Source organism: Actinomycetospora succinea (genome assembly GCF_004363095.1).
GTDB lineage: Bacteria > Actinomycetota > Actinomycetes > Mycobacteriales > Pseudonocardiaceae > Actinomycetospora > Actinomycetospora succinea.
Genome location: NZ_SNYO01000010.1, coordinates 1 through 19,491, shown reverse-complemented (window position 1 = coordinate 19,491; position 19,491 = coordinate 1). Strand labels below are relative to the sequence as shown.

The 19,491-nt window shown below is 75.3% G+C and carries 20 protein-coding genes; 17 read left to right on the top strand and 3 right to left on the bottom strand.

Going from position 1 to position 19,491, the window contains the following annotated elements:
* Window positions 1-3 precede the first annotated feature (3 nt).
* Both EV188_RS25370 and EV188_RS25365 read left to right on the top strand, forming a co-directional pair.
* Complete coding sequence (locus EV188_RS25370) at window positions 4-969, top strand: DUF389 domain-containing protein (RefSeq protein ID WP_208114374.1); 966 nt, start codon at window positions 4-6, stop codon at window positions 967-969.
* Between the two features lie 13 nt (window positions 970-982).
* The gene (locus tag EV188_RS25365; protein WP_133829120.1) at window positions 983-2,215 is read left to right on the top strand and encodes a hypothetical protein; all 1,233 of its coding nucleotides are present in this window, start codon (window positions 983-985) and stop codon (window positions 2,213-2,215) included.
* Between the two features lie 3 nt (window positions 2,216-2,218).
* Here the strand turns inward: EV188_RS25365 and EV188_RS25360 are convergent, their stop codons facing one another.
* Window positions 2,219-2,890 carry a hypothetical protein gene (locus EV188_RS25360; protein WP_133829119.1) on the bottom strand — a complete coding sequence of 224 codons (672 nt, stop codon included), beginning with the start codon at window positions 2,888-2,890 and terminating at the stop codon, window positions 2,219-2,221.
* Between the two features lie 119 nt (window positions 2,891-3,009).
* On the opposite strand from EV188_RS25360, the gene EV188_RS25355 reads away from it, so the two are divergent.
* On the top strand, window positions 3,010-3,783 hold the full coding sequence (locus EV188_RS25355; protein ID WP_133829118.1) for an isocitrate lyase/PEP mutase family protein: 774 nt from the start codon (window positions 3,010-3,012) through the stop codon (window positions 3,781-3,783).
* Window positions 3,784-3,828: 45 nt separating this feature from the next.
* Here the strand turns inward: EV188_RS25355 and EV188_RS25350 are convergent, their stop codons facing one another.
* Together EV188_RS25350 and EV188_RS25345 are read right to left on the bottom strand one after the other, a co-directional pair.
* Window positions 3,829-4,998, bottom strand: a complete 1,170-nt coding sequence (locus EV188_RS25350; RefSeq protein ID WP_133829117.1) for an aminotransferase class I/II-fold pyridoxal phosphate-dependent enzyme — start codon at window positions 4,996-4,998, stop codon at window positions 3,829-3,831.
* Window positions 4,998-5,477 carry an Lrp/AsnC family transcriptional regulator gene (locus EV188_RS25345; protein ID WP_133829116.1) on the bottom strand — a complete coding sequence of 160 codons (480 nt, stop codon included), beginning with the start codon at window positions 5,475-5,477 and terminating at the stop codon, window positions 4,998-5,000. The genes EV188_RS25350 and EV188_RS25345 overlap by 1 nt, the downstream gene beginning before the upstream one ends.
* A gap of 48 nt (window positions 5,478-5,525) precedes the next feature.
* Here EV188_RS25345 and EV188_RS25340 point away from each other — a divergent pair, with 48 nt between their 5' ends.
* The 14 genes from EV188_RS25340 to aroB all read left to right on the top strand — a co-directional run bounded on the left by EV188_RS25340 (window position 5,526) and on the right by aroB (window position 19,395).
* Window positions 5,526-6,407, top strand: coding sequence for a polysaccharide deacetylase family protein (locus tag EV188_RS25340; protein WP_133829115.1), 882 nt, complete (start codon window positions 5,526-5,528; stop codon window positions 6,405-6,407).
* Between the two features lie 2 nt (window positions 6,408-6,409).
* Window positions 6,410-6,853, top strand: a complete 444-nt coding sequence (locus tag EV188_RS25335) for a hypothetical protein (protein WP_133829114.1) — start codon at window positions 6,410-6,412, stop codon at window positions 6,851-6,853.
* On the top strand, window positions 6,850-8,256 hold the full coding sequence (locus EV188_RS25330; RefSeq protein WP_133829113.1) for a replication-associated recombination protein A: 1,407 nt from the start codon (window positions 6,850-6,852) through the stop codon (window positions 8,254-8,256). Before EV188_RS25335 ends, EV188_RS25330 begins: the two co-directional genes overlap by 4 nt.
* A 329-nt stretch (window positions 8,257-8,585) precedes the next feature.
* Entirely contained in the window at window positions 8,586-9,332 is a 747-nt protein-coding gene (locus tag EV188_RS25325; RefSeq protein WP_133829112.1) for a hypothetical protein, read from the top strand.
* Window positions 9,333-9,477: 145 nt separating this feature from the next.
* A complete protein-coding gene (locus EV188_RS25320) occupies window positions 9,478-9,879 on the top strand; it encodes a DUF948 domain-containing protein (protein ID WP_133829111.1) in 402 nt (133 codons plus the stop codon).
* Window positions 9,876-10,178, top strand: coding sequence for a hypothetical protein (locus EV188_RS25315; RefSeq protein ID WP_133829110.1), 303 nt, complete (start codon window positions 9,876-9,878; stop codon window positions 10,176-10,178). The genes EV188_RS25320 and EV188_RS25315 overlap by 4 nt, the downstream gene beginning before the upstream one ends.
* A gap of 54 nt (window positions 10,179-10,232) precedes the next feature.
* Window positions 10,233-12,902: an alanine--tRNA ligase gene (gene alaS, locus EV188_RS25310; protein ID WP_133829109.1), complete on the top strand. Its 2,670-nt coding sequence runs from the start codon at window positions 10,233-10,235 to the stop codon at window positions 12,900-12,902.
* Window positions 12,903-12,933: 31 nt separating this feature from the next.
* Window positions 12,934-13,353, top strand: a complete 420-nt coding sequence (gene ruvX / locus EV188_RS25305; RefSeq protein WP_243741989.1) for a Holliday junction resolvase RuvX — start codon at window positions 12,934-12,936, stop codon at window positions 13,351-13,353.
* Complete coding sequence (locus EV188_RS25300) at window positions 13,350-14,786, top strand: endolytic transglycosylase MltG (RefSeq protein ID WP_133829107.1); 1,437 nt, start codon at window positions 13,350-13,352, stop codon at window positions 14,784-14,786. Before ruvX ends, EV188_RS25300 begins: the two co-directional genes overlap by 4 nt.
* Before the next feature lie 10 nt (window positions 14,787-14,796).
* Window positions 14,797-15,690, top strand: coding sequence for a shikimate dehydrogenase (locus EV188_RS25295; RefSeq protein ID WP_133829106.1), 894 nt, complete (start codon window positions 14,797-14,799; stop codon window positions 15,688-15,690).
* A 261-nt stretch (window positions 15,691-15,951) separates the two neighbouring features.
* Window positions 15,952-16,569: a prepilin peptidase gene (locus tag EV188_RS25290; RefSeq protein ID WP_133829105.1), complete on the top strand. Its 618-nt coding sequence runs from the start codon at window positions 15,952-15,954 to the stop codon at window positions 16,567-16,569.
* A 27-nt stretch (window positions 16,570-16,596) separates the two neighbouring features.
* On the top strand, window positions 16,597-17,793 hold the full coding sequence (aroC, locus tag EV188_RS25285; RefSeq protein ID WP_133829104.1) for a chorismate synthase: 1,197 nt from the start codon (window positions 16,597-16,599) through the stop codon (window positions 17,791-17,793).
* On the top strand, window positions 17,790-18,317 hold the full coding sequence (locus tag EV188_RS25280) for a shikimate kinase (RefSeq protein ID WP_133829103.1): 528 nt from the start codon (window positions 17,790-17,792) through the stop codon (window positions 18,315-18,317). Before aroC ends, EV188_RS25280 begins: the two co-directional genes overlap by 4 nt.
* The gene (gene aroB, locus EV188_RS25275; protein ID WP_133829102.1) at window positions 18,304-19,395 is read left to right on the top strand and encodes a 3-dehydroquinate synthase; all 1,092 of its coding nucleotides are present in this window, start codon (window positions 18,304-18,306) and stop codon (window positions 19,393-19,395) included. Before EV188_RS25280 ends, aroB begins: the two co-directional genes overlap by 14 nt.
* The last annotated feature ends 96 nt before the right edge of the window (window positions 19,396-19,491 follow it).

The window sequence follows — 19,491 nt, the reverse complement described above, 5'->3', positions numbered from 1 at the left end:
GCGGTGATCAGGCTCCGGGTCCTGTGCCCGGACGGCGACGACGACCTCGCCGGCCGCGTCCTCCGTGTGCTCGGCGAGGAGCCCGGCGCGGTGCACGTGGTGCGGATGCGGGGCGCGGCCGTGGTGCCGCCCGGGGACGTCGTCGAGGCGGACCTGGCCCGCGAGTCCGTCGACGAGGTGCTCGACGCCCTGCGCGGACTCGGGTGCGCCGACCGGGGCGGCATCGTCCTCGAGACGCTGGACACCCTGGTCTCCGCGGCCGCCGACCGGGCCGAGGAGGCGGCGCCCGGCGAGGGCGTCGACGCCCTGGTCTGGGACGAGCTGCTCGGGCGCACCGGCTCGCAGGCGCGCCTGTCGGTGACGTTCGTGGTGATGCTGACGATCGCGTGCCTGCTCGGGGCGATCGGCGTCGTCACCAACTCGCCGGTGACGGTCGTCGGCGCGATGGTCCTCGGCCCCGAGTTCGGGCCGCTCGCCGCGCTCGCGGTGGCGGTGGTGCGCCGCGACGGCCCGCTGGCCCGGATCGCGGCCCTCGCCCTCGGTGCGGGGTTCGCCATCGCCCTCGTCGTCACCGCGCTGGCCGCCGCCCTCGCCGACGCGGTCGAGCTGATCCCCGACGACACGCTCACGAACCTGTCGGGCGTGGAGTTCGTCTACCAGGTCGGCCCGTTCTCGCTGGTCATCGCCCTGCTCGCCGGCGTGGCCGGGATGGTCGCGCTCATCGCGGGCGAGGGATCGGGCGTGCTGGTGGGCGTGTTCATCTCGGTCACCACGGTGCCCGCGGCCGGCTTCGCGGCGGTCGCCGCCGTGCTCGCCGACTGGCCGCGCGCGGCCAGCTCACTGGCCCAGTTGCTCCTCAACGTGGCCGGGATCGTGCTCGCCGGAGTGATCGTCCTGGTGATCGTCCGGGCCTCGCGGCGGCGCCGCGGACTCACCGAAAGGGTCCCGACGGGCCGCACGGGCGGGTAGAGTTCACCGGCTGATGGCCTCCCTCACGACGGACGACGCAGGAACCTCCGACGGACGGGCGGGCGGCGCTCCGGGTTCGGCCGACCGCACGGCGGAGCTGGTCGCGCTGGCCGAGGAGCTGCTCACCCGGCGCCACGGCGCCACCGTGCGGCTCGCCGACGCGGTCGACCTCGGGGGCAGCGAGCGCTCGCTCGTGGTGCGCGTCCGGGTCGCCGAGAACCCCTTCTCGCTGCCCCACACGCTCGTCGTCAAGCACTACCTCGACGAGCCGGGCGGGCACAGCGCGGTGCGGTTCAGCTACGAGGCGGCGTCCTGCCAGCTGCTCACGGCGATGCCGTCGGAGGAGCGCGCGAGCCCGATGCTCGTCGCCCAGGACCCGACGCAGCGCCTGCTGGTGCTCGAGGACCTCGGGCGCTGCGCGACGCTCGCCGACCGTCTCGACGAGCGCGACCCGAAGGCCGCGGAGCGTGCGCTGCTCGGCTGGGCCCGCGCGCTCGGGCGGATGCAGGCGTCGACCGCGGGCCGCGAGGACGACTTCGGGGCCCTGCTGCGCCGGTTCGGCGAGCGCACCTGGCGCGACCCGCTGGCCGACGACGCCCGCGCCGCGCTGGCCGAGGTGCCCGACCAGCTCGCCCAGCTCCTGCGCGTCGAGGCGGCGCCCGCCGCGGTGGCCGAGGCCCGCGGGGCGGCGCGCCTGCTCGGCGGCTCCGGCTTCCGGGCGTTCAGCCCCGCCGAGATCCGGCCGGACAACTGCCTCGTGACGGGCAGCGGCTCGCGGTTCCTCGACTTCGAGTGGGCCTGCTTCCGCGACGTCGCGCTCACCGGGGCCTCGCTGCGCCTGCCGCTGCCCAGCGGCGGGCCGGCGCACGCCCAGCCACCAGGGATGGCCGAGGCGATGGTCGCCGCCTGGCAGGCCGAGCTGACGCCCGTGTGGCCCGACCTCGCCGACCCCGACCTCCTGCGCGAGCGCCTGCTGCAGGCCGAGGTGCTGTGGGTCTGGCTCGCCACCCGGGCGCTGCTGCCCGGTGTCGTCGGTGCCGAGGAGTCGGCGCGCCGTCCGCACGTGGTCGTCGCCGACCCCGGGCCCGACGCGCCGGCGGTGCTCAGCGCCCTGTGGCGCCGTCTGGGCGTGGACGCCGAGCGTGCGGGCCGGGTCGCGACCGCCGAGCTGGCGGCGGCGACCGTCGGCGCCCTGGGACGGCACGGGGGCGACGTCGCGCTGCCGCCGTTCCCCGCCTTCGCCTAAGGGCTAGCCGGAGAGGCGGGCGCGGTGGACGAACGCGTCCGCCGCCTCGCCCGACCACGTCGCCGACCCCGCGGCGGCCAGCGCCTCGGCGCGCCGCCGGCCCGCGAGCAGGAGCAGCAGGGCGTCGGCGTCGATCTCGACGACGTCCGGGAACGCGTCGGTCGGGCCGGTGCAGCGCCCGCCGACGACGTGCACGGTGCGCTCGAGCGCCGCGGTCCGCCCGGCGTCGGGCCGGCGCACCACGAGGCGCACGGTCGCGTCCCGGGCTCCCAGGGCGGCGACGAGCAGCCGCGGCGCCATGTCGATGACCAGACGGCAGGCCTCGACGGTGGCGTCGGCGTGGTCGGCGAGGTCGACCGGAGCGGCCAGCGCGGTCGTCAGGTCGTGGGCGTGCAGGCAGAGGTCGAGGCAGTCGGCGCTGCGCTCGCGGTCGCCGGGAGGACGGCCGTCGAGGCGCAGCGCGGTGCGCCGTCGCGCGCCGGCGAGGGAGGACTGCAACTGCTCGGGGCCCGCGAACCGGGTGCCGCCGTGCTCCCCGGCGAGGTGGGCGACGAGGTCGCCGACCGTCGGTTCGGGTCCGGGGGCGGGACGCGTCCAGTCCTCCGCGTCCAGCCCGGCCACGGCGTCCTCGGCCACGTCCCACAGCTCGAGCACCGCCTGCGTCGCGTCGTCCATCGATCTCGCCGCCCGTCGGTCGCCTGGTGCCGCGACGATATGTGACCGTCGACACAGTCAGCAACGACCACGCCGGTGACGGGGTGGCCGGCGCCGCCGCCCCGGGGTAGGAGATCGCCATGAGCACCGCTGACAAGGCCGCCGAACTCCGCCGACTCCACGAGGCCCCCGAGCTGCTCGTGGTCGTCAACGTGTGGGACGCGATCACGGCGACCACGGTCGCGAACACCCCCGGTACGAAGGCCCTCGCCACCGCCAGCCACGGCATCGCCGCCTCGCGCGGCTACCCCGACGGCGAGGTGATCCCGCGCGACGAGATGATCAGCGAGGTCGGCCTGATCGCCCGGCAGACGGACCTGCCGGTCACCGCCGACCTCGAGGCCGGCTACGGCGACCCGGGCGGCACGATCGCCCGCGCCATCGACGTCGGCATCGTCGGCGCGAACCTCGAGGACCAGCTCAGGCCGCTGTCCGAGTCGGTGGCGGCGGTCGAGGCGGCCGTCGCGGCGGCGGAGAAGGCCGGCGTGCCGTTCGCCCTCAACGCCCGCACCGACGCCTGGGTCCGCGGGGGCGACCGCGACCCGCAGGTCATCCTCGACGACGCGATCGAGCGCGGGCGCGCCTACCTCGAGGCCGGCGCGACCTCGTTCTTCGTGCCGGGCAAGCTCTCCGAGGAGACGATCCGGGCGCTGGTGTCCGCGCTGGGCGAGCGCACGGTCAACGTCATCGGCGTGCCCGGGATGCCGGGCACCGCGCGCCTGGCGGAGCTGGGTGTGGCCCGCTGCTCGTTCGGGCCGTGGAGCCAGAACGTGGCGCTGACGGCGCTGGCGAAGCTCGCCGAGGACGCCTACGCGGGCGGCGGCCTGCCCGAGGGCACCCGCAAGCTGAACTGACGTGCCCATGTGAGTGCTTTCCGCCCCTATAGGGGCGGAAAGCACTCACATACGGGAGGACAGGAAGGTGCCCATGCGCTCGAGGGCCTGCTCGAGGAGGGGGAGGGCGGTCGCGTAGGAGCAGCGGACGTGACCCTCGCCGGACGGCCCGAACACGTTGCCCGGGACGACGGCCACCTTCTGCTCGTTGAGCAGCTGCTCGGCGAAGTCCTGCGACGACAGCCCGCTCGCCCGGATCGACGGGAACGCGTAGAACGCGCCGCCGGGCTCCGGGCACGTCAGCCCGAGCTCGTCGAGCCCCTTGACGAACAGGCGCCGGCGCCGGTCGTAGTCGGCGACCATCTCGGTGACGTCCGGCTCGGCGCTGCGCAGGGCCTCGATCGCCGCGACCTGGCTGACGTGCGGGGCGCAGAGCATCGTGTACTGGTGGATGCGGTGCATGAGCGCCGCGAGCGGCTCGGGCGCGCAGACGTAGCCCACGCGCCAGCCGGTCATCGCGTAGGACTTCGAGAACCCATTGAGCAGCACCGTCCGGTCCCAGGCGCCCGGGACGGCGGCCGTGCTGGTGTGCGTGCCGGTGTAGGTGAGCCGGTCGTAGATCTCGTCGCTGACCAGCCAGAAGTCCTCGCGCTCGGCCAGGGCCGCCAGCGCCGTGAGGTCCTCGGCCGACTGCGCCGCGCCCGTCGGGTTGGACGGCGAGCCGAACAGCACCGCCTTGGTCCGCGGCGTCACGGCGGCCGCGATGCGGTCGGCGTCGAGCCGGTAGCCCTCCGCCGGGTCCATCGCGACCGACACCGCGACACCGCCCGCGAACGCCACGCAGGGCTGGTAGGCCACGTACGACGGCTCGGGGACGATCACCTCGTCGCCCGGGTTGACCAGGGCCCGCAGCGCCAGGTCGAGCCCCTCGGAGACCCCGGAGGTCACCAGGCACTCGTCGGCCGGGCGGTAGGTGATGCCGTGGCGGGCGGCGAGGTCGGCGCAGATCAGCTCGCGCAGCTCGAGCAGCCCCGAGTTGCCGGTGTACGTCGTCGCCCCGCGGGTGAGGGCATGGATCGCCGACTCGCGCACGCCCCACGGCGTCGGGAAGTCGGGCTCGCCGACGCCGAGGGTGATGACGCCCTTCATGGTCTGGGCGAGGTCGAAGAACTTCCGGATGCCCGAGGGCGGGCAGGCCTCGACGACCCGGGACAGCGGCTTCCGGGGAGGGGCCATCAGGGCATCACCGAGAGGCGCTGGTCGGGCTCGGGGTCGGTGAGCAGCTGCCCGTCGTCCTTGTAGCGCCGCAGCAGGAAGTGGGTGCTCGTCGCCGTGACGCGGTCGACGCCGGAGAGCTTCTGGGCCACGAAGTCGGCGACCTCCTTCATCGAGGCGCCCTCCACCTCGACGCGCAGGTCCTGCGCCCCGCTGACCAGGTGCACCGCCCGGATCTCGCGGAACCGCGCGATCCGCTCGGCGGTGTCGTCGAACCCGCGGCCCCGCTCCGGGGCGACGGTGACGTCGACGAACGCGGTGACGCGGTCCTCGCCGAGCCGGTCGCGGTCGATCACCGTCTTGTAGCGCCGGATGACGCCCTCGGCCTCCCACGCCGCGATCGCCGCGCGTACCTCGTCCTCCGCGATCCCGGTGAGCGCCGCGATGCGGTCGGGTGTCGCACGGGCGTCGGACTCGAGCACGCTCAGGATCTCGCGCATGGGGGAACCCTAGTCGTCGTACGCGGGGGTCGTCGGGAGGAGCGGATCGTGGCCAAAGAGATCTTCGTGGCGTTCGGGGTGGACGTGGACGCCGTCGCCGGCTGGCTCGGGTCGTACGGCGGGCAGGACTCGCCCGACGACATCTCCCGCGGGCTCTTCGCCGGCGAGGTCGGCGTGCCGCGGCTGCTGGAGCTCTTCCGCCGCCACGAGATGACCCAGACCTTCTTCTGGCCCGGCCACTCCGTCGAGACCTTCCCCGCCGAGTTCGACGCCTGCGTCGCGGCCGGGCACGAGACCGGCGTGCACGGCTACAGCCACGAGAACCCGCTCGCGATGAGCCGCGAGCAGGAGGAGACGATCCTCGACTACTGCGTCGACCTCATCGAGCGCCGCAGCGGGACCCGGCCCACCGGCTACGTCGCCCCGTGGTGGGAGTTCAGCCGGGTCACCAACGAGATCCTGCTCGACCGCGGCATCCGCTACGACCACTCGCTGATGCACCGCGACGTCACCCCGTACTACGTCCGCGTCGGGGACTCGTGGACGCCGATCGACTACGACCAGCCGGCCGAGACCTGGATGAAGCCGCTCGAGCGCGGCACCGAGACCGACCTCGTGGAGATCCCCGCGAACTGGTTCCTCGACGACCTCCCGCCGATGATGTTCATCAAGGGCAGCCCGAACAGCCACGGCTTCGTCAACCCCCGCGACATCGAGCAGATGTGGCGCGACCAGTTCGACTGGACCCACCGCGAGTGCGACTACGCGGCCTTCACGATGACGATCCACCCCGACGTCTCCGGGCGCCCGCAGGTCCTGCTCGCCCTCGAGCGGCTCATCGAGCACATCAACGGCCACGACGGGGTCCGCTGGGCGACGTTCGACGAGATCGCGCAGGACTTCGTCGCGCGGAACCCGCGCAGGGCCTGAGCGTGTGCGGAGCCTGCGGCTCCGGCCGCGTCCGCGCGCCGTGGGAGGACACCCTCGGCCCGCCCGACCCCGGCGCGGCCCGGCGCCGCGCGGCCGCCCTGACCCGGTGGCTCGCGCCGCGGCGCTGGCGGGTGGCGGCGTGGTCCGGGGGCTACACGCTCACCGGCCCGTGCGGGGCGCTCCCGCCTGCCGGGAGCGTCGACGAGGTGGTGGCGCGGGCGGGCGGGTCCCTGCCGCTGGTCGACGGGGACACCCTCGCCGACGCGATCGTCCGCGTCTCGATCGCCGCCCTGCTCGACCGCGCGCCGATCGTCCTCGCCGGGCCCGAACCCGGTCCGGCGCGTCGGCTGCTCGCCCACGGTGACGTGCCGATCGACGTCGTCCCGGTCGACGCGGCACAGTGGAACGTCACCCGTCGGGGGGCGTCAGTACCGTTCGGGGCATGAGCGAGGAGGGCCTGTTCGAGGTCGCGGCGCCGGAGCCCGTCCACGAGGGCCCGGACCCGGACCGTCCGGTGACGCGGGGGGTGGTGGAGGACCGGCCCGCGCCGACGAGCGGGGTCGGCGCGCCGTTGGCCGTGCGGATGCGGCCGGCGAGCATCGACGAGGTCGTCGGGCAGGACCACCTGCTCGCCCCGGGCGCGCCGCTGCGCCGTCTCGTCGAGGGCGCGGCGCCGGCGTCGGTCCTGCTCCACGGCCCGCCGGGTACCGGGAAGACCACGCTGGCGCGCCTGATCTCGCAGGCCACGGGCCGGGCGTTCGAGGCCCTGAGCGCCCTGAACGCCGGGGTGAAGGAGGTGCGCGGGGTCATCGAGGTCGCGCGCCGCCGCCTCGCCGCGTCCGAGCCGCGGCGCACGGTGCTGTTCATCGACGAGATCCACCGGTTCTCGCGCACCCAGCAGGACGCGCTGCTCGCCGCCGTCGAGGACCGGGTCGTGCTGCTCGTCGGCGCGACCACCGAGAACCCGAGCTTCTCCGTCGTGGCGCCCCTGCTGTCGCGGTCCCTGGTGCTCGGGCTCCACGCCCTCGACGACGAGGCGGTCGGCACGCTGCTCGACCGCGCCGTCGCCGACCCCCGCGGGCTCGGTGGTTCCGTCACCCTCCATCCCGACGCCCGCGCCCACCTCGTCCGGCTCGCCGCGGGCGACGGGCGGCGCTCGCTGACCGCGCTCGAGGCGGCCGCGGACGCGGTGGGCGGGCGCGGCGAGATCACGCTCGCCGACGTCGAGCGGGTCGTCGACGAGGTCGCCGTGCGCTACGACCGCGCCGGCGACCAGCACTACGACGTCATCTCGGCGTTCATCAAGTCGATCCGCGGCTCCGACCCGGACGCCGCCCTGCACTACCTCGCCCGCATGATCGTCGCGGGGGAGGACCCGCGGTTCATCGCGCGCCGGCTCGTGGTCCACGCCAGCGAGGACATCGGCCTCGCCGATCCCACCGCGCTGCCCGCCGCGGTCGCCGCCGCCCAGGCCGTGCAGCTCATCGGTCTGCCCGAGGCACGGATCAACCTGGCGCAGGTGACGATCCACCTCGCGACCGCGGCGAAGTCCAACGCGGTGATCACCGCGATCGACGAGGCGATGAGCGACGTGCGCACCGGCGCCGCCGGTCCCGTCCCGCCCCACCTGCGCGACGGCCACTACGCGGGCGCCCAGGCCATGGGCAACGCGGTCGGCTACGTCTACCCGCACAACGACCGTGCCGGGGTCGTCGCCCAGCAGTACCCGCCCGACGAGCTCGTCGGGCGCGACTACTACCGGCCCGGCGGGCGCGGCGACGAGCGGGAGCGCGCGGAGCGGTTGGCGCGGTTGCGGGAGGTCGTGCGGGGGGACAGGAGCAGGGAGTGAGCAGCAGGAGCGGGTGAGGCGCCGCGGGCACGCCCCCCGGCTGCCCGCGGCACCTCGATCGCGGGGCCACCGCCCCCGACGGACCGGTGGCCTCGCCCGCATCTTCGCGGCCGCGCGCCACGGGGTTTCCCGGAACGCGTCCCCGGGCGTCCGGGAGCCGTCCGGGCGGCGTCCCGGACAGCGGCCGGACGGCGGCTGGGCATCGGGCCCGCCGTGCCGGACGATCACGCGTGGGGTCCGGGGGGACCACAGGGGTACCTGAGGGGGACGTCATCGACGGCGAGGCTGTGGGACCACGGGCGGGGGAGCCCGGCGGCCGGGACTCACCGGTGCGCTTCTGCGCGGACTTCCGCGACACGCTGCGCGCCCGCGACGTGTCGTTCCGCCGCGCGGAGGAGCTCTCGGGGTGGGGCAAGTCGACCATCGCCACGGCGACGCGCGGGCCGGGGCTGCCGAACGCGGATCTCGTGACCGACGTGCTCGGCGCCGTCGGGCTCTCGCCGGACGAGGTGGCGACCTGGCGGGCCCGGCACGCGCGGCTGCGCGAGGGCGACGTGGCGCGCGACGACCCGCCCGCCCCGCTCGCCACGCCGCCGCCCGCGCCGCGCCGCTCCACCCGGCGCCGCGTGGAGATCGCCGCGTTCACCGTGCTGGTCTCGCTCGTGGCGGGGCTCGCGACCGCGCTCGTCCTGGTCCTCGCGGCCGCGCCGGAGCCGCCCGCCGACCGCACGGTGGTCGTCCAGAACCGCGTCGCGATCGGCGACGCGGCGCTCGTCGAGGACCGCAGCCCGTCGTACCTGTCGGCCCGGCCGGTCGCGCGGTGCGCCAACATCCCCGGCTGCAAGATCCCCGGGACGGAGGTCGGCAGCGGCTTCACGTTCGAGGCGGTCTGCCAGCTCACCGGCGAGGTCATCACCAACGCCGACGTCACGTCGACGAACATCGGGCAGAACCCGAACGCCGCGGTCTCCGAGCTCTGGCTGGGCGCCCGGGCCCCCGACGGGCGCATCGGCTACATCTCCGAGGTCTACCTCGCGCCGTCCTACCGGGGCGGGCTCGGACTGCCCCCCTGCTGATCAAGAGCGGGCGGGAGGGGGACGAACGGCGCACGGTAACCTGCCGCCACCTGCGCCAGGTGTCGCCCGCGACCCCGCCCCTGCGGTGGTGTCGCCGGGCGTCGGTCCGGGGACCTGTACCGCATCCAGCACCCGAGGAGGACCCGTGTCGGTCGGCCAGATCGCGGCGATCGTCGCCGCGGTGGCGTTCGTGATCCTGGTGGTGCTGCTCGCCATCCCGTTGATCAAGCTCGGGCGCACGCTCGACGAGGCGACGATCGCGATCCGCAAGACGCACGAGGGCACCGAGCCCCTGCTCTCCGACGCCGGGGTCACGCTGACCACGGTGAACACCCAGCTCGAGCGCGTCGACGGCGTCACCGCCAGCGCCCAGGCCGTCGCGGCCAACACCAAGGCCCTGAGCACGCTGTTCACGGCGACGCTCGGCGGGCCGCTCGTCAAGGTCGCCGCCCTGTCCTACGGGCTGCGCAAGGCCCAGCAGGCGCGCCGGCTGAAGAACTCAGCCCCGGCCAAGGGCCGCAAGTCGAAGCGGAGCGTGCGCGCATGAGGCGTCTGTTCTGGGTCGGCGTCGGCGTCGCGGTGGGCGTCAGCGCGACCCGCAAGGTCAACGAGCTGACGCAGAAGGCCACGCCGGCCGGCGTCGGCACGAGCCTCGGCGAGGGGCTGCGCGAGCTCGGGGCCGGGCTCGGGGCGTTCGGCGCGGAGGTGCGCGCCGGAATGAACGAACGCTCCGAGGAGCTGTACGCGATGGTGGAGGACACGACGGAGATCCCGGTGCGGCCCGACCCCTCGCCGTCGGCCCGCCACGCGCGAGCGCCCCGGCGGGGAAGCTCGCACGCCCGCTGAGCACATCCCCGCGCCTCGCGCCCCCTATCCGCACCTCCTCCTGAGCAGGACACCGTGCAGACCCACGAGATCCGCCGACGCTTCCTCGCCCACTTCGAGAACGCCGGCCACACTCCCGTCCCCAGCGCCTCCCTGATCCTCGACGACCCGACGCTGCTGTTCGTCAACGCCGGGATGGTGCAGTTCAAGCCGTACTTCCTCGGCGACGCGCCGGCCCCCTGGAAGACGGCCACGTCGATCCAGAAGTGCGTGCGCACCGGCGACATCGAGAACGTCGGCCACACCACCCGCCACAACACGTTCTTCCAGATGGCGGGCAACTTCTCCTTCGGCGACTACTTCAAGGAAGGCGCGATCCGCCACGCCTGGACGCTCGTCACGGGCAGCCAGGACGACGGCGGGTACGGCTTCGACCCCGAGCGCATCTGGGTCACCGTCTACGACAACGACGACGAGGCCGAGCGCCTGTGGCAGGAGGTCGCGGGCCTGCCGCCGGAGCGCATCCAGCGCCGCGACGGCCGCGACAACTACTGGGACATGGGCGTGCCCGGTCCCGGCGGCCCGTGCTCGGAGATCTACTACGACCGCGGCCCGGAGTTCGGGATCGAGGGCGGGCCGGTCGCCGACGAGGACCGGTACCTGGAGATCTGGAACCTCGTCTTCATGCAGGACGTCCGCGGCGAGGCGAGCCCGAAGTACGGGGCCGAGCCGATCGGCGAGCTCCCGCAGAAGAACATCGACACCGGCCTCGGCGTCGAGCGCGTCGCCTTCCTGCTGCAGGGCGTCGAGAACGTCTACGAGACCGACCTGCTGCGCCCGGTGATCGACCGGACCCAGGAGCTCACCGGCCGCCGCTACGGGGTCGACGAGGCCGACGACGTGCGCTTCCGCGTCATCGCCGACCACGTCCGCACCGCCGCGATGATCATCAGCGACGGCGCCACCCCCGGCAACGAGGGCCGCGGCTACGTGCTGCGCAGGCTCCTGCGCCGCGTGATCCGCAACGCCCGCATCCTCGGGTGCACCGACCCGGTGCTCGTCGACCTCCTCGGCGTCGTCCGCGACGCCATGGGCCCGTCGTACCCGGAGCTCCACACCTCCTACGAGCGCATCGCCGCCGCGTTCCGCACCGAGGAGGAGAGCTTCCTCGCCACGCTGGCCACCGGCTCGAAGATCTTCGAGGGCGCCGTCGCCGAGACCCGGGCCGGGGGCGGCACGACGATCCCGGGCGCGAGCGCCTTCGCCCTGCACGACACCTACGGCTTCCCCATCGACCTCACCCTGGAGATGGCCTCCGAGGCCGGCCTCGAGGTCGACGAGGGCGCCTTCCGCACGCTCATGGACGAGCAGCGCGCGCGGGCCAAGGCCGACGCCGCCGCCCGCAAGCAGGGCGGCGCCGACGCCCACGCCTACCGCGAGGTGCTCGAGCGCGCCGGTCTGACCCGGTTCCTCGGCTACTCCGACCTCGTCGCCGACTCCACGGTCGTCGGGCTGATCGTCGACGGCCAGCCGGCCTTCGCCGCGGGGGAGGGGCACGACGTCGAGATCATCCTCGACCGGACCCCGTTCTACGCCGAGGGCGGCGGGCAGCAGTCCGACACCGGACGCATCGTCGGCGACGGGTTCAGCGTCGAGGTCACCGACGTGCAGTCGCCGGTGCCCGGCCTCGTGGTCCACAAGGGCCGCGTGGTGTCCGGCGAGGTCGTGCGCGACGCCGCCGCCCGCGCCGAGGTCGACGTCGAGCGCCGCGCCGCCGTGTCGCGCTCGCACACGGCCACCCACCTCGTGCACGCCGGGATGCGCCGCGCCCTCGGGGACGCCGCCGCCCAGGCCGGGTCGCTCAACGCCCCCGGCCGGCTGCGGTTCGACTTCACCTCGCCGGGCGGGGCCGTGCCGGCCACGGTGCTCACCGACGTCGAGGACGAGGTCAACTCGGTGCTCCTCGGCGACGACGAGGTGCGCCCGTACATCACGTCGATGGACGAGGCCCGCAAGCTCGGCGCCATCGCCCTGTTCGGCGAGCGCTACGGCGACGAGGTGCGCATCGTCGACATCGGGGACTACTCCCGCGAGCTCTGCGGCGGCACCCATGTGGGGCGCACGGGGCAGCTGGGACTGGTGAAGCTGCTCTCCGAGGGCTCGATCGGCTCCGGCGTGCGGCGCGTCGAGGCCCTCGTCGGCATCGACGCCTTCCGGTTCCTGGCCCGCGAGCACGTGCTGGTCAACCAGCTCGCCGAGCAGTTCCGCGCCCAGCCCGACGAGCTGCCCGACCGGATCGCCGGCGTCGTCGACCGCCTGCGCACCGCCGAGAAGGAGCTCGAGACCATCCGGGCCCGCGAGGTGCTCTCCTCGGCCGGGTCGCTCGTGGACGGCGCCGAGGACGTCGGCGGGATCGCCCTCGTCGCGGCCCGGACGCCCGCGGGCGTGGGCGGGGGAGACCTGCGGTCGCTCGCCGGTGACGTGCGCGGGCGCCTCCAAGCCCGCCCCGGCGTCGTCGCGCTCTTCGCCCCCGACGGCGACAAGGTGTCGTTCGTCGTCGCCACCACCGAGGGCGCCCGCGAGCGCGGCCTCGCCGCCGGCGACCTCGTCAAGGCCTTCGCCCCCGCGGTGAACGGCCGGGGCGGCGGCAAGCCGGACCTCGCCCAGGGCGGCGGCAGCGGGGTCGCGGGCATCGACGACGCCATCGCCGCCCTCCGCGCGGAGGTGGCGGGCGCTGAGCGCTGACCTCGCTCCTGACCTCGGACGACGTCTCGGGGTGGACGTCGGCAGCGTCCGGGTGGGCGTGGCGCTCTCGGATCCGGCGGGGGTGCTCGCCACCCCGCTCGTTACCCTCGATCACGATGAGGCCGGTACCGACCTGGACCGGCTCGTGGCGCTCGTCGACGAGCACGAGGTGGTCGAGGTGGTCGTGGGACTTCCCCGGACGCTCGCCGGTCGCGACGGCCCGGCCGCGCAGACCGCGCGGGCCTACGCCGAGTCGCTCGCGGGGCGGCTCACGGTGCCGGTGGTGCTCTCCGACGAACGGCTCACCACGGTGACGGCGACCCGGACGCTGTCCGACCGGGGCGTCAAGGGCCGCAAGCAGCGCCGCGTGATCGACCAGGCCGCGGCCGTCGAGATCCTGCAGGGCCACCTCGACCGACGCCGTGCCGCCGGCCGCGCGGAGGACTCGTGACCGGACGTCACCCCGGGCCCCACCGGCCCGACAGTCGCCCGCACACCGAGCGGCGGGTGATCCGGATGTCGGCGACGACCGGGCGGTCCTTCAGCTCGGTGCCGCGCGACCGGTACGTCGCGCACCCCGACGCCGAGACCGACCGGCACTACGCGGCGGCGTGGCGGGTGCCGGAGCCGCCGCCGTCGTCCTCGTCGTCGGAGTCGTCCGACGAGCCCGCCGAGGCCGACGCCGGCTGGCTGCTCGGGGACGACGAGGCGCACCCCGGCGGCGACTCGGTCACCGAGGCGCTGCCCCAGGGCCGGCGTCCCCGCCGGCGCCGCTGGCTCTGGCCCGGGGTCGCCGCGGTCCTGGTGCTCGCGCTGGTCGGCGGGGTGTTCTTCGCCCGCGACCTGTGGCCGATCCTGTTCCCGCCCGACTACGACGGCCCCGGCGACGGCCGGGTCGTCGTCGAGGTCTCCGACGGCTCGTCGACCCGCGCGATCGGCGAGGAGCTCGTCGCCGCGGACGTCGTCGCCTCGGCGCGGGCGTTCGGCGACGCGGCGGAGGAGAACCCGAACGGCCGGGGCATCCAGCCCGGTTTCTACGAGCTCCAGCACCGGATGTCGGCGTCGGGCGCCGTCACGGCCCTGCTCGACCCGGCGAGCCGCGTCGGGCGCCTCGACATCCGCAGCGGGGTCCAGCTCGACGACACCGCGGGCGTCGGCACGGCGATCGTGCCCGGCGTGCTGTCGCTGATCTCGCGCGCCACGTGCACCGTCGACGAGTCCGGCGCGGAGCGCTGCGCCTCGGTCGACGAGCTCCGCACGGCGATGGCCACCACCGACCCCGCCGAGCTCGGCGTGCCCACGTGGGCGCAGGCCGGCGTGCGACGGGCCGAGCCGAACCGGCGCCTCGAGGGCCTGCTCGCCCCCGGGACCTACGACATCGCACCCGGCACGGGGGCCCGCGAGGCCCTCGAGGCCGTCGTCCGGGCGTCGGCGCCGCGGCTCGAGGCGGGCGGGCTGGTCAGCGAGGCCGAGGCCGCGGGGATGCAGCCCTACGACGCGCTGATCCTGGCCTCGCTCGCCGAGCGGGAGGGCGTGCCGGCCGACTTCGGCAAGGTCACGCGGGTCATCCTCAACCGGCTCGCGGTCCCGATGCGCCTGCAGTTCGACTCGACGGTGAACTACCCGCTCGACCGGCAGACGCTGCTGACCAACCCGTACGACCGGGCGCGCCCCGGCCCGTACAACACCTACCTCAACCTCGGGCTCACCCCGACCCCCATCGGCGCGGTCAGCCCCGACGCGCTGCGCGCCGCGCTCGACCCCGACCCGGGGCCGTGGGTGTACTTCGTGAAGTGCCAGACCGACGGCATCTCGTGCTTCGCGGTGACCCCCGCCGAGCACGACGCCAACCGGCGCCTCGCCCAGGAGCGCGGGGTCTACTGAGGCCGTGTCGATGGGTCGAGCTCCGCTCCGCTGCGTCTCCCGACGCGCCGCCGTCCTGGGCTCGCCGGTCACACATTCCCGTTCGCCGGTCCTGCACCGCGCCGCCTACGCCGCGCTCGGGCTCGACGACTGGACCTACGAGGCCGTCGAGTGCACCGCCGAGGCGCTGCCGTCCTTCGTGCGGGGCCTCGACGGGTCCTGGGCCGGTCTGTCGGTGACGATGCCGGGCAAGCGCGCGGCGCTCGAGACGGCGTCGTCGGTCTCGCTGCGCGCCCGGCGGGTGGGGGCGGCGAACACCCTGGTCCGGCGCGACGGCGGCTGGGCGGCGGACTGCACCGACGTCGACGGCGTCGCGGGGGCGCTGCGTGCGGCGGGGGTGCGCGACTTCCCGCCGACCGTGTTCGCGGCCGACGCCGTGGTGCTGGGCAGCGGGGCGACCGCCTGCGCGGCGCTGGGCGGGATCCACGAGATCGGGTGCGAGGGGGTCACCCTCGTCGTGCGGGACCCCGAGCGCGCGGCCGGGACGCTGGACGTCGCGCGGGAGTTCGGGTTCGCGCGGCGGGCGGTGACGTGGGCGGACCTCTCGCCCCGCGACCTGGCGGACGCCAAGGCGCTGGTGAACACGACGCCGGCGGGGTCGGTGGACGACGCCCTGGCTCGTCGGCTGGTGGCATCCCTGCCCGACTGGGCGGTCGTGCTCGACGCGGTCTACCACCCCTGGCCGACGCCCCTGGCCGCCGCGGCCGCCGCCCGCGGCCTCGCCGTGGCGACGGGCCTCGACATGCTCCTGCACCAGGCGTTCGGCCAGGTCGAGCAGTTCACGGGGATGGCGGCCCCGCGCGAGGCGATGCACCGGGCCCTCGCGGCCACCACCGACACCCCGCTCCTGCCCCTGCTCGCCTGATCCCGGGTGCGAGCGATGCGGCATCGCTGGCGCTCATCGCCAGGATCGCCACATCCTCGCCGGCGCGACACGCCGGGGCGCGCGTCGTCCGGCGTGTTTCAGCCTGGCGGCCATGCTCGCGTTGAACGTCAGGAAGTCCGCCCGCTCGATCCCTCGCAGGTGCGCGGCTCGCCCGATCGCCGTCCCCATCGGCCGGATGCGTCCACAGGGTCGCGAGGTCGTGCGTGACGGATCGGTGCTGGTCAGGACACGCTCGACGACGTGATCAGGGACGTGGTGCTCGCCGGGCTGGCGGGCGGGGGAGCGGGCGCGCTCGCGGGCCTCGCGGTCCGGGCGTGGCTCGCGCGGATGCGACGCGGCGCGCTCGTGCCCGTCGGACCGTGTGCCCTCCTGCTCGCGGCGCTCTGGGCGGTCGCGTGCGTCCTCGTCGCCGCGCACCGGGTCCCCGCGGTGTGGCTGCCCGCCCAGCTGGTGCTCGGCGTGCTCGTGGTCGCCGGGAGCGCGGTCGACCTCGCCGTCGGACGCCTGCCGGACGCGCTGACGGGGCCGGCGGCGCTGGCCGTGCTCGCCGCGCTGATCCCGCTCCCGCCGCTCACGCTGGGCGCGGGCCTGCTGGGCGGCGTGGTGCTCGGCGGCGTCCTCGCGGCGGTCCACCTCGCCGCCCCGACCGCCCTCGGTGCCGGTGACGTCAAGCTCGCCCCGTCGCTCGGCGCCCCGCTCGCGGCCGCGGCGTGGCCCGCCCCGGTGCTCGCGGTCGTGCTCGCCTGCCTGGGCGTGCTCGCGGTCGGTCTCGCGCGGCCGGCGCAGAGCGTCCCGTTCGGGCCTCCGCTGCTGGTCGCGACGTGGGTGATCCTCACCGTGTCCCTGACGGGCGGGTGAGGGGAGGTGACGTGGAACGATGGACCCGTGTTGCGGTGGCTGACGGCGGGAGAGTCGCACGGGGCGGCGCTCACGGCCGTGCTCGAGGGCATGGTCGCGGGCGTGTCGGTGAGCTCCAAGGAGGTGTCGGCCGAGCTGGCGCGGCGGCGTCTGGGCTACGGGCGCGGCGCGCGGATGGCGTTCGAGGCCGACGAGATCGAGCTGTCCGGCGGCCTGCGCCACGGCGTGACGCTCGGCAGCCCGGTCGCCATCCGGATCGCCAACTCCGAGTGGCCGAAGTGGGAGACGGTCATGTCGGCCGACCCCGTCGACCCCGCGCTGATCGAGGGCCGGGCGCGCAACGCCCCGCTCACGCGTCCCCGCCCCGGCCACGCCGACCTCGCGGGCATGACGAAGTACGACTTCGACGAGGCCCGCCCGGTGCTCGAGCGCGCGAGCGCCCGTGAGACGGCCGCCAAGGTGGCGCTCGGCGCGGTCGCCAAGGCGTTCCTGGCGCAGGCCCTGGGCGTCGAGGTGCTCTCGCACGTGATCAGTCTGGGCACCGCCGACGCGACGCCCGGCGCGATCCCCATGCCCGGCGACGGCGAGCGCATCGACGCGAGCCCGGTGCGCGCCGTCGACGAGGCCTCGACGGCGGCGATGGTGGCCGAGGTCGACGCCGCCAAGGAGGACGGCGACACTCTCGGCGGCGTCGTCGAGGTCGTCGCCCACGGGCTGCCGGTGGGCCTCGGGTCCTACGTGCAGGCCGACCGGCGGCTCGACGCCCGCCTCGCCGGCGCGCTCATGGGCATCCAGGCCATGAAGGGCGTCGAGATCGGCGACGGGTTCACCACCGCCCGCCGGCGGGGCTCGGCCGCGCACGACGAGATGCACGCCGCCGCGCCCGGCGTCAGCCGCGCCTCCAACCGCGCCGGCGGCATCGAGGGCGGCATGACCAACGGCGAGCCGCTGCGGGCGCGCGTCGCGATGAAGCCGATCTCCACGGTGCCCCGGGCCCTCGCGACCGTCGACACCGCCACCGGCGAGGCAGCCGTCGCCCACCACCAGCGCTCCGACGTCTGCGCGGTGCCCGCGGCCGGGGTCGTCGCCGAGGCCCTCGTCGCGCTGGTGCTGGCCGACGCGGCGCTGGAGAAGTTCGGCGGCGACTCGCTGCGCGAGACCGCCCGCAACCTCGAGGCCTACCGTGGCGCCATCGACCCGCACTTGCTGCGGAGCGAGCCGTGAGCCCCGTCGTCGTCCTCATCGGGCCGCCGGGGGCGGGCAAGTCGACGGTCGGCGAGCTGCTCGCCGAGCGCCTCGGGGTGCCGTTCACCGACAGCGACACGATCGTCGAGGCGCAGCAGGGCCGGGCGATCAGCGACATCTTCCTGTCCGACGGCGAGCCCGCCTTCCGCGTGATGGAGCGCGAGGCGGTCGCCGGCGCCCTCGCCGAGCACCACGGGGTCCTCGCGCTCGGCGGCGGCGCCCCGATGACCGAGGGCGTGCGCGCCGACCTCGAGGGCCACCCGGTGGTCTTCCTCGCGGTCGGGCTCGCCGCCGGCGTCCGCCGGGTCGGCCTGTCGACGGCGCGCCCGCTGCTCGCCGGGGTCAACCCGCGCGCGACGTTCTCGGCGCTGCTCCAGGAACGCCTGCCCGTCTACCGCGCGGTCGCCCGCCACGAGATCACCACTGACGCGCTGGAGCCCGAGGCCGTCGCCGACGCCGTGCTCGCCGCGCTCTCCCCGGAGGCCGACCGTGCCGGCCGGTAGCCCCGTCACCGAGCAGCGCCTGCACGTCGCGAGCGCGGCGCCCTACGACGTCGTCGTCGGACGCGGGGTGACGGGCGCGGTCACGGAGACCCTCGCCGGCACCGCCACCGTCGTCGTCTGCCACCAGCCCGCCGTCGCCGGGATCGCCGGCGCGATCCGCGACGAGCTCGAGGCCGCGGGCACGCGCACCTACCTGCTCGTGCTGCCGGAGAGCGAGGACGGCAAGGACCTCGCCACCGCCGGCGCCTGTTGGGAGGAGCTCGGGCGCCTCGGTCTGACCCGCTCCGACGCCCTCGTGGCGGTCGGCGGGGGAGCGGCCACCGACCTCGTCGGGTTCGTCGCCGCGGGCTGGATGCGCGGGGTCCGGGTGGTGCACGTGCCGACCACGCTGCTGGCCATGGTCGACGCCGCGGTCGGCGGCAAGACCGGCATCAACACCGGCGCCGGCAAGAACCTCGTCGGCGCGTTCCACGAGCCCGCCGCCGTCGTGGCCGACCTCGACACCCTCGCCACCGTCAGTCGCGCCGAGCTCGCCGCCGGGATGGCCGAGGTGATCAAGACGGGGTTCATCGCCGACCCCGCGATCCTGGAGATCGTCGAGACCGACCCCGACGGCGCCCTCGACCCCGCCGACGACGCGCTGGGCGAGCTCGTGGTCCGGTCGGTGCGGGTCAAGGCAGACGTGGTGGCCGCGGACCTCCGCGAGTCGCACCTGCGCGAGATCCTCAACTACGGGCACACGCTGGGCCACGCCGTCGAGCGTCGCGAGGACTACCGCTGGCGCCACGGCGAGGCGGTGTCGGTGGGCCTGGTGTTCGCCGCCGAGCTCGCCCGCCGGGCGGGGCGCCTCGACGACGCGACGGCCGACCGGCACGCGGCGACCCTGCGGGCGGTCGGGCTCCCGACGACCTACCCCGCCGACGCGTTCGACGACCTCGTGGCCACGATGCGCCTGGACAAGAAGTCCCGCGGCGCGCTGCTGCGCTTCGTCGTGCTCGACGGCCTCGCCAACCCCGGCCGGCTCGAGGGCCCGGACCCCGCGGACCTCGCCGCGGCCTACGCGGCGCTGGCGAGCTAGCTGTACTGACCGGACAGGTTGGTCAAGCGGGTGATCGGGGGTCGCCGCTCGGTGGCGCTGTGGGGCCGGTGGTGGTTGTACTCGTGCAGCCAGCCC